Source organism: Rhodococcus mengyinensis, from assembly GCF_048381435.1.
In the GTDB taxonomy this organism is placed as follows: Bacteria; Actinomycetota; Actinomycetes; order Mycobacteriales; family Mycobacteriaceae; genus Rhodococcus_F; species Rhodococcus_F opacus_D.
Genome location: NZ_JBLWIT010000119.1, coordinates 1 through 9133, shown reverse-complemented (window position 1 = coordinate 9133; position 9133 = coordinate 1). Strand labels below are relative to the sequence as shown.

Sequence of the window (9133 nt, the reverse complement as noted above, 5' to 3'; positions counted from 1 at the left end):
GTCGGCGGCACCTACCAACGATTTTCGAGTAGTGAGGGTTTGAATAGTGACAATCTGCGATGTGGATTTGACGGCTGCGTGTTTGATTGGTGGTCGGTGGGTGCCGGGGTCGGGAGCGGATGCCGTCGAGGTGTTCAATCCTGCGACGGGGCTGGTGATTACGGAGTTGGTTCCGGCGACGATCGAGGATGCGGAGGCGGCTGTGGTGGCTGCGTCTCGCGCCTTCGGTGACTGGGGTTCGCGGCCGTTGTCGGAGCGGGTGCGGTTTTTGTATCGGATGAAGGTGATCCTCGAGGACAATGTCGAGTCGTTGGCGCGCACGATCACGATCGATCAGGGTAAGACGTTGGATGAGGCGCGCGGTGAGGTGGGGCGGGCCGTCGATTTCCTGGAGACGGCGATTGCCGCTCCGATGCTGTATCACAGCGACGCCGTGAATGTCACCACTGGTGTGGATGCGCGGCGGGTGCGGGAGCCGTTGGGGGTGTGTGTGGCGGTGACGCCGTCGAACTTCCCGGTGATGAACACGGTGCAGTTCTCGGCGTGGGCTCTGGTCACGGGTAATGCGTTGATCATCAAGGCGTCCGAGCAGGATCCGCTCGCGTCCACCGCGGCGATTCGGTTGCTGCAGCAGTCGGGTCTGCCGGATGGGGTGCTGAACTTGGTGCACGGCCGGGCGGATGTGGTCAAGCACCTGATCGCCCACCCGTCGGTGGTGGCGGTCTCGTGCATCACGTCGTCGCCGACGGCGCGGGCGATCTACGGGGCGGCGGCAGCGGCCGGGAAGCGGGTGCAGGCCAATGGTGGTGCGAAGAATCCGATCGTGGTGGCCGCGGATGCGGATCTCGATAGGGCGGCGGCCGGGATCGTGTCCTCGTCCTATGGGATGGCGGGTCAGCGGTGCCTGGCGGGGAGTCGGGTCGTGGTGGTTGGTGATGTCTACGGCGATCTGATGGACCGGGTGGTGGCGTTGGCCGATCAGTTGGTGGTCGGTGACGGTATGGACGAGGGTGTGACGATGGGCCCGGTCGTCAGCGCCGAGAGCAAGGTGCGGATCCTGGCGGCGCTGGGGGAGGCGGAGGATCTGGGTGCGACGTTCGTCCTCGATGGTCGGAATGTGAAGCCGGTGGGTGGGGCGGGGTCGGAGAACGGCTATTTCATCGGGCCGACGATCGTGGCCGATTTGGATCCGCGGCACGGGGTGGAGGGTCGGGAGTTGTTCGGTCCGGTGATCAATGTGCATCGGGTGGATACGCTCGTGGAGGCGATCGCGTTGTCGAATGATACCGAGTTCGGTAACGCTGCAGCGGTGTTCACCAGCTCTGGTGCGGTGGCGGCGGAGTTCGAGCGGGGTATCCGGGCCGGGAATGTGGGTGTCAATGCGTTTCCGGCGCCGCCGGCGAATATGACGATGGGTGGGTACGGTGCCTCGTTCTACGGTGACCTGCATGTGTGTGGTGCTGCGCCGTTGGATTTCTTCACCGATCAGAAGCTGGTCGTCACCCGATGGTGAGCACTATGCGGCGAACCAGTGGGAGCGCGACATGAACTCCGCGGTCGTCATCGACGCGGTCCGGTCGCCGATGGGCCGAGCCCGCCCGGCTGGCGCACTGGCCGGTGTTCATCCGGTCGAGCTGCTGGCGCAGGTGGTTTCCGCGCTGGTGGAGCGAACGGCGGTGGATCCCGGCGAGGTCGACGATCTACTGGTCGGGTGTGTCACGCAGTCCTCCGAGCAGTCCGGCAACATCGGGCGGATGGCGTGGCTGGCGGCGGGGCTGCCGGAGCGGGTGCCGTCTGTGACCATCGAGCGCAAGTGCGGCTCCGGTCAGCAGGCGTTGCAGTTCGCGGCGCAAGGCGTGATGGCGGGGTCCTACGACATCGTGATCGCGGCCGGCGTCGAGTCGATGAGCCGTGTGCCGATGGGATCGAATCGTCAGGGTGCTGACATCTACGGTCCCTCGGTGAACGAGCGGTACGCTCCGGGACTGCTACCCCAGGGTGTCGCAGCCGAACTCATCGCGCACCGGTGGAATCTCGACCGGAAACAACTCGACGAGTTCGCCGCGCGTTCACATCAACTCGCGGCGCGGGCGGACTCCGCCGACGCTTTCGTGCGCGAGATCGTGCCCATTCGCGTGCCGGCCACGGATGAGACGGTGTACCGGGACGAGACCATTCGTCCCGGTACCACCCTCGACTCGATCGCGGCGCTGACACCGTCCTTCCGCACCGAGGAGTACGCCGAACGGTTCCCGGAATTGCGATGGCACGTCACGCCGGCGAACTCGTCCCAATTGACCGACGGCGCCAGCGCGGTGCTGATCGCCAGCGAACGGGCGGCCAGGCGAATGGGCTGGCGTCCCCGGGCCCGACTCCGGTCCTTCTACGCCTGCGGTGACGATCCGTTGATGATGCTGACGGCGCCGATCGCGGCGACACGGGAGATCCTGGCCCGGACCGGCCTGGCGATCGATCAGATCGATCACTTCGAGGTCAACGAGGCCTTCGCCTCGGTGCCGCTGGCGTGGCAGTCGGATCTCGAGGTCGACATCGACCGCCTGAATCCGCGAGGGGGAGCGATCGCGCTCGGTCATCCGCTCGGAGCGACTGGTTGCCGGTTGCTGACGACGATGCTGCATGCGATGGAAGACGCCGACCAGCGACGCGGGTTGCAGACGGTATGCGAGGCGGGCGGCATGGCAAACGCACTCATTCTGGAAAGAGATTGACGGGTGCGGGACGCCCTTCCCAGAGCGTCCCGCACCTCCCATTGAGAAGGCAGGAGCACTCCCATGAGCGACAGAGTCCGTCTGGACAGTGTGGAGCGGGCAATCGCCGACATCGCGGCCGGGAAGGCGGTCGTGGTGGTCGACGACGAGGACCGGGAGAACGAAGGTGACATCATCTTCGCCGCGGAGAAGGCCACACCGGAGCTGATGGCGTTCACCATTCGGTATTCCAGTGGGGTGATCTGTGTGCCGATGGCGCCTCAGATGCTCGACCGGCTGGACATTCCGTTGATGACCCCGCACAACCAGGACCGGATGCGCACGGCGTACACGGTGTCAGTGGACGCGGCCGACGGTGTGAGCACCGGGATCTCTGCGGCCGATCGTGCACGGACTGCTCGGGTGCTTGCCGGTGCGGGTTCGGTGCCGTCGGATCTGACGCGGCCCGGTCACGTCTTCCCGCTTCGCTACCGCCCGGGCGGGGTGTTGGTGCGGCGCGGCCATACCGAGGCCGCAGTGGATCTGGCCACGATGGCGGGGTTGGCTCCGGCGGGTGTGCTGGTGGAGGTCGTCAACGACGACGGCACCATGAAACGGGCTCCTGAGCTGCGGGACTTCGCTGACACCCACGGTCTGGCGATGATCTCCATCGACAGTGTGGTGGGATACCGGCGCCGGCACGAGTTGCTCGTGGAGAGGGTCGCCGCGACCCGGCTGCCGACACGGCACGGCGACTTCACTGCCTTCGGATATCGCGTGGAAACCGACGGCACCGAGCACATCGCGCTGGTGCACGGCGACATCTCCGATGCCGCCCCGGTGCTGACACGAGTGCATTCGGAGTGCCTGACCGGTGACGTCTTCGGATCGTGTCGCTGCGATTGTGGGCCGCAACTGACCGAAGCGATGGAGCGGATCAGATGCGAAGGCCGCGGTGTCGTGATCTACCTGCGTGGGCACGAAGGGCGCGGCATCGGACTGGCGGCGAAGCTGCAGGCCTACAGTCTGCAGGACTTCGGCCGGGACACCGTCGACGCGAATCTGGATCTCGGTCTGCCGATTGATGCCCGGCACTACGGGACGGCTGCGCAGATCGTGCGAGATCTGGGGATCGGGTCGGTGCGATTGCTGACGAACAATCCGCAGAAGGTGACCTGTCTGCAGGATGCAGGCATCGAGGTCGCAGCACGTGTTCCGCTACTGCCGCGGCCGAACAACCACAATCTCGGTTACCTGCAGACCAAACGGGACCGGATGGGACACGACCTCCCCGACCTGTGCCCGGCGACTCCCGTGAGGGAGCGAGGTATCACCGCCATCGGCTGAGCAACAGCCCGGCTCGTCACAGCAAAGAAAAACGTCGGCCCGGTGCGCTGCGTGCTTGCTCGATCGGGTCGGAACGCCCGCCGTGAAATCGGACTACGAGCCGCCCGTTGGAATCGGAACAGACAATCCGTTCACGAGGGAACTCCCTCGCCGCATCCGACGACCGGGTCGAAGCGTGAAACTCGCGGGACTGGCCAACACCGCGGTGACGCCCGCAGTCGAGCGGGCCAGGGGAGTTGAACTCGCCGTCACCAGGCTGTAGAACGTACATCGTATAGTGGGCACGACTTGTCAAGAGGTGGCGCATGACTGTACGGCCGACTTCTTTCGGATTGGCCGATCGGCTCGGGGCACCGGACGCGCCCGTCAATTCAGTCTCCTGCGTAATGTGCCGGTTCGATAATGGATGCGGCCATGCCCGAAAGTGAGCCCCCCGCGGACATCGGAGTGCATGCCAAGTCGAAGCGAGGCAAATCCGGAAATCTTCCACTCGACCTGACCAGCTTCGTCGGCCGTCGGCACGAGCTGGCAGACACCCGCCAGCTGCTGTCCGGATCGCGGCTGGTAACTCTCATCGGCGCCGGCGGCGTGGGCAAGACCCGGCTCGCCCTGCGGATCGGCGACGTTTCGCGCAGGAAATACGACGACGGTGTCTGGTTCGTCGAACTGGGTGAACTACACGACGGGGACCTGCTCGGACAGGCCGTGTCGGGTGCGCTGGGTTTACAGGATCACTCCGTTCGGCCGCCCATGACTGTGCTCACCGAACAGCTGGCGGAAAAACGGATTCTGTTAGTCCTGGACAATTGCGAGCATCTAGTCGAGGCAGTTGCAGGCGTTGCACAGGTCGTACTGCGGACGTGCCCAGGTGTCCAAATCCTCGCCACGAGCCGTGCGTCTCTCGACATTCGTGGGGAGGTAGTGGTTCGAGTACCCCCGCTGTCGCTGCCGGAGCTGACGCGATCGACGGCGACGCTACGCGAGATTTCCCGATATGACGCGGTGACCCTGTTCGAGCAGCGTGCGGGCGCCGCAGTGCCGGGTTTCAGGCTCACCGAGGACAACATGGGCACAGTGGCTGAAATCTGCCGGCGTCTGGAGGGCCTGCCCTTGCCGATCGAACTGGCAGCGGCACGATTGCGGGCGATGTCGGTCGAGCAGATAAGGGAGCGCCTCGGCGACAGACTCCGACTTCTCACGCTAGGCGGCAGAGGAACACCGACGAGGCAGCAGACCTTGAGGTTGTGCATCGACTGGAGCTATGACCTGTGCTCGTCGCAGGAACAGTGGTTATGGGCTCGGCTGGCGGTGTTCGCCGGTGGTTTCGAGCTCGACGCTGCCGAGGGGGTCCTCGCCGCGGACCCGCCTGACGGAGAGTTACTCGATCTGCTCACGTCTCTGATCGATAAGTCGGTTTTGATCCGCGAAGAGGTCGGGTCGGTGGTGCGGTATCGACTGCTGGACACGATTCGTGAATACGGACGAGAGAAATTATACGAAGCCGGCGGATACTGGGAGCTTCGAAAAAGGCATAGAGATTGGTACGAGCAACTCGTGCTCCGCGCGAAGACCGAATGGATCGGTCCGCTGCAGATGGAGTGGATCGCCAGACTGGAGCGTGAGCAGCCGAATCTGCGCGACGCCATGGAGTTCTGCCTCAGCGAGGACGGCGAGGCAGAAGCGGGCATGCGCATCGTCACCGCGATGTATCAATTCTGGTTCGTGCGAGGGTTGTTCAGCGAAGGCCGTCACTGGCTCGATCGTGCACTCACAAGTCAGGAAGGTCAGCAACCCTTCGACCGGATCGAGGCTTTGTGCACCAGCAGCATGCTGGCCGCGTTGCAGGGCGACGTTGCCGCCGGCACCGTATCGACGGACCAGGCACGACTGCTGGCTGCCCGGGTCGGGGATGCCGACCTCGATGCGTTGGTCGCCTTCGCGGAGGGGTGCCTCGCCGTCTCCAACGGAGAGCTTCGGACAGGTATCGCCAGCCTCGAGAACGCGATCAACGTCTTCCGTCCCGAAGGCGATCTCAATCAGCTGGTGCCGGCACTGGTCTGGCTGGCGCTCGCCTTCGAGATGACCGGCGACATCCAGCGAGCTACAGAGAGCTACGAGGAGCTCATCGCGCTCACCGAGTCGCGGGAGGAAAGAATATGGCGAGCAATGGCGCTGTGTGACTATGGTTTCGCGATGTGGCAGCACGGAGAACGTGAGCGTGGAACCGCGCTCCTCGAGGACGGTCTGCGGCTGTCCCGGATGGTGGGAAGTCAGCTGAGCTACGCCTGGGCGCTCGAGCAATTTGCGTGGACCGACGTCGAACAGAGGCCGGAACGGTCCACAGTGCTGCTGGGCGCTGCGGACGTACTGTTCAGCGCTACCGGTGGTCGCGCACCCGCTCTGACAAACACTGCCACTTTGCACGAGAAGTCTCGGCAGCACGCTCGAACCTCTCTCGGTGAAAGAGCATTTGAGGCCGCAATGAAGCGAGGCGCAGCACTGAGCGCGGACGAGGCGGTTGCCTACGCCTTGGGTGAAGAAACGCGGGCCGAGGTGCCCGCGACGAGTGGCGAGGCCCTCAGCCTCACCCGACGCGAGCAACAAGTGGCTGAACTGGTCGCCGAAGGACTGAGTAACAGGGCAATTGCCGACCGGCTTGTAATTTCCCAACGCACCGTCGAAGGTCACGTCGAGCACTCCCTCGTCAAACTCGGCTTCACCTCGCGTACGCAACTTGCCGCGTGGGTCCACGAACAGAAACCCGGCAGCTGAGCCACCTTCTCGTCCGAGCTGGGGCTGATCCGAGAACGGACCGTCCGCACGGCGAGTGCGCATCTTTGGTGATCCCAATCGAGGCGCTGACAGCGGCACCATGTCCGCACCGTGTGCGACCTAAGTGGCTGCCGCTTGTGGGTGCGGCACCCGCACACACGCCGCGAGAACGGCCTTGCCGAGATCCAGCGCCGCGACCCGTTCCGCTAACAGTTTGACATCGGCGACCCATCCATGACGAAAGTCGCTCCCACGAAACCGATTGCATGAACGGGGCCGCCCGCAGGAACCGAACAGGTAAGACAAGAGGTGGACCCTCGTGGTCATGGCAACAACGCGCCCCTACCATCGGCTCCCCGGATCAAACCGATATTCAGGGGTTACCGGCGCCAAGAATGACCGACCTCGGTGAGAGACCGCACCCGATCTTCCCGCATGCGCCCGCGTCCCAGGAAGGGACCATAGAACTGACATGGGCGGGTGGCCACTGCCGACCAGCCGGCGACCTGGGCATACCACGGCACCCATCCTCACCATGCCCACCTACGTAGTACGCGGGTACGGCCAATAGGTAGCGGATAGGTAATTTCCCGCTGGCACCAAGGCGTGGCTGCAGCGATTCTCATGTGATGGGAATCACCTGAACGGTTGGGCCCCCGAGGTCAGCCTTCGGGTACGGGCTTGGACAGCAATGCGGTCCTTGTCCGAAATATGGGCGAGAGCCAATGAACTTGGAGTGAAAATGAAAATTGATCTGCTGTATGCGTTGACGAATCGTTCGGGCGAGTTGTCCTGGCATGAGGTGCTGGAGGCGACGCGGCGTCATGCCGTGATGGCGGACGAGTCGGGGTTTGACCGGATTTGGTTGGGTGAGCATCATTTCGACACCGACGGGACGGATGCGAGCCCGAATCCGATCATGCTAGCGACGGATCTGGCCGCTCGGACGAACCGGATCCGGTTCGGGATGGCTGCGGTGTCGCTGACGTTGTGGCATCCGTTGCGGGTCGCGGAGGATCTTGCGTTGCTCGATCATTTCAGCGAGGGCCGGTTGGATGTGGCGTTCGGTCGCGGGATCCTGCCGATCGAGGTGATGAACCTCAATCCTGCAGCGAGTCGGTGGAATGGCTCGGACAACAGCCGGGCGATCTTCGAGGAGAACCTGGAGATCGTCCGCAGGATCTGGACGGAGGATCTGTTCAGTTGGAAGGGGCCGCGCTACACATTCCCGGAGCCGGGGACGAAGTTCATTCACTCGCCGGGGGCGCCGATGCCGGAGGGCTGGGTCGACGAGCAGGGCTATCTGAAGGCGTTCGGGATGACGCCGCAGCCGTTTCAACAGCCGATGCCGCCGCTGTTCGCGGTGACCGAGTCGGTGGAGGGGTTCCGTGGTGCGGCGCAGAAGGGTCTCAAGCCGATTACCTGGTATCCGACCGGTCAGGTGCTGCGCAATCTGCTCGACCTCTATCGGGAGGAGAAGGCGGCTGTCACCGGCGCGACGCCGGACCTGGGGGAGGATGTCGGGGTGCTGCGACTGTGCTACATCGCCGAGACCGATGAGCAGGCGCGTCGGGTCACCGAGGCGAGTGTGGTGGAGTTCTTCGAGTTCGTATGCCGGGTCCGTGGCATCGGGGTGTGGCTCGACGCCGACGAGGATCCGGAAGATCCGCGGTTCAAAGAGATGGATCCGTTCGATCTGCTGATGGAGCGCGATCACCTGATGATCGGCTCGGCGGCGAGTGTGACCGAGAAGATGACGCGGCTGACCAGGTCGCATGGCATTCAGAATTGGTTGCTGCAGATGGGCTTTCCCGGTGTGGCACATGACGAGGTGGATCGTTCCCTCGAGTTGTTCGCGGCCGAGGTCATGCCTGAGGTGCGCAAGCTCGACTCCACCCTCGCGGCTGCGCAGTGATCGACGAAGCCCTCACGGAAGGAATGCTCATGGCGGAATACCTCAACCCAGGCAACCTTCCCTACCCTCGATTCGGAATGAATCCGGGTGTGGCGACCAAGGACTACGTGTTCTGCGGCGGCATGGCGCTGGATCTGGAGACGCTGGCGCGTAAGCCGGAGGCCGACACCGTCGCGAACGAGACGAAGATCGCGCTGGAGGAGATCCAGGGGATCCTCGAGACTGTCGGCTGCACGCTCGGGGACGTGGTGAAGACGACGTGTTACCTGGCCGACGATTCGTATCGCAAGGAGTTCTGGACCGCGTACACCGAGGTCTTCGGCGAAGGCCCGTACCCGGCGCGCACGACGCTCGTCGTCGGCATCGCCGGCGACTGCCGCGTCGAGATCGA

The 9133-nt window shown here is 64.1% G+C and carries 6 protein-coding genes; all 6 read left to right on the top strand.

The annotated features are described in order from the left end of the window. Positions 1 to 100 precede the first annotated feature (100 nt). Complete coding sequence (locus ACNJ7E_RS26875) at positions 101 to 1513, top strand: aldehyde dehydrogenase family protein (protein WP_418341135.1); 1413 nt, start codon at positions 101 to 103, stop codon at positions 1511 to 1513. A gap of 31 nt (positions 1514 to 1544) precedes the next feature. After that, on the top strand, positions 1545 to 2729 hold the full coding sequence (locus ACNJ7E_RS26870; protein ID WP_280785204.1) for a thiolase family protein: 1185 nt from the start codon (positions 1545 to 1547) through the stop codon (positions 2727 to 2729). Between the two features lie 63 nt (positions 2730 to 2792). Continuing rightward, on the top strand, positions 2793 to 4055 hold the full coding sequence (locus ACNJ7E_RS26865; RefSeq protein WP_418341384.1) for a bifunctional 3,4-dihydroxy-2-butanone-4-phosphate synthase/GTP cyclohydrolase II: 1263 nt from the start codon (positions 2793 to 2795) through the stop codon (positions 4053 to 4055). A gap of 414 nt (positions 4056 to 4469) precedes the next feature. Continuing rightward, positions 4470 to 6827 carry an ATP-binding protein gene (locus ACNJ7E_RS26860; RefSeq protein WP_418341383.1) on the top strand — a complete coding sequence of 786 codons (2358 nt, stop codon included), beginning with the start codon at positions 4470 to 4472 and terminating at the stop codon, positions 6825 to 6827. Between the two features lie 742 nt (positions 6828 to 7569). Next, positions 7570 to 8742, top strand: a complete 1173-nt coding sequence (locus tag ACNJ7E_RS26855) for an LLM class flavin-dependent oxidoreductase (protein WP_043782889.1) — start codon at positions 7570 to 7572, stop codon at positions 8740 to 8742. A gap of 29 nt (positions 8743 to 8771) precedes the next feature. After that, on the top strand, positions 8772 to 9133 hold a 362-nt coding region (locus ACNJ7E_RS26850; protein WP_418341382.1), incomplete at its 3' end, for a RidA family protein.

Coding starts and splice junctions, on each gene's coding strand:
- ACNJ7E_RS26870 (WP_280785204.1), top strand. CDS start 1,545: ATGAACTCCGCGGTCGTCATCGACGCGGTCCGGTCGCCGATGGGCCGA.
- ACNJ7E_RS26865 (WP_418341384.1), top strand. CDS start 2,793: ATGAGCGACAGAGTCCGTCTGGACAGTGTGGAGCGGGCAATCGCCGAC.
- ACNJ7E_RS26860 (WP_418341383.1), top strand. CDS start 4,470: ATGCCCGAAAGTGAGCCCCCCGCGGACATCGGAGTGCATGCCAAGTCG.
- ACNJ7E_RS26855 (WP_043782889.1), top strand. CDS start 7,570: ATGAAAATTGATCTGCTGTATGCGTTGACGAATCGTTCGGGCGAGTTG.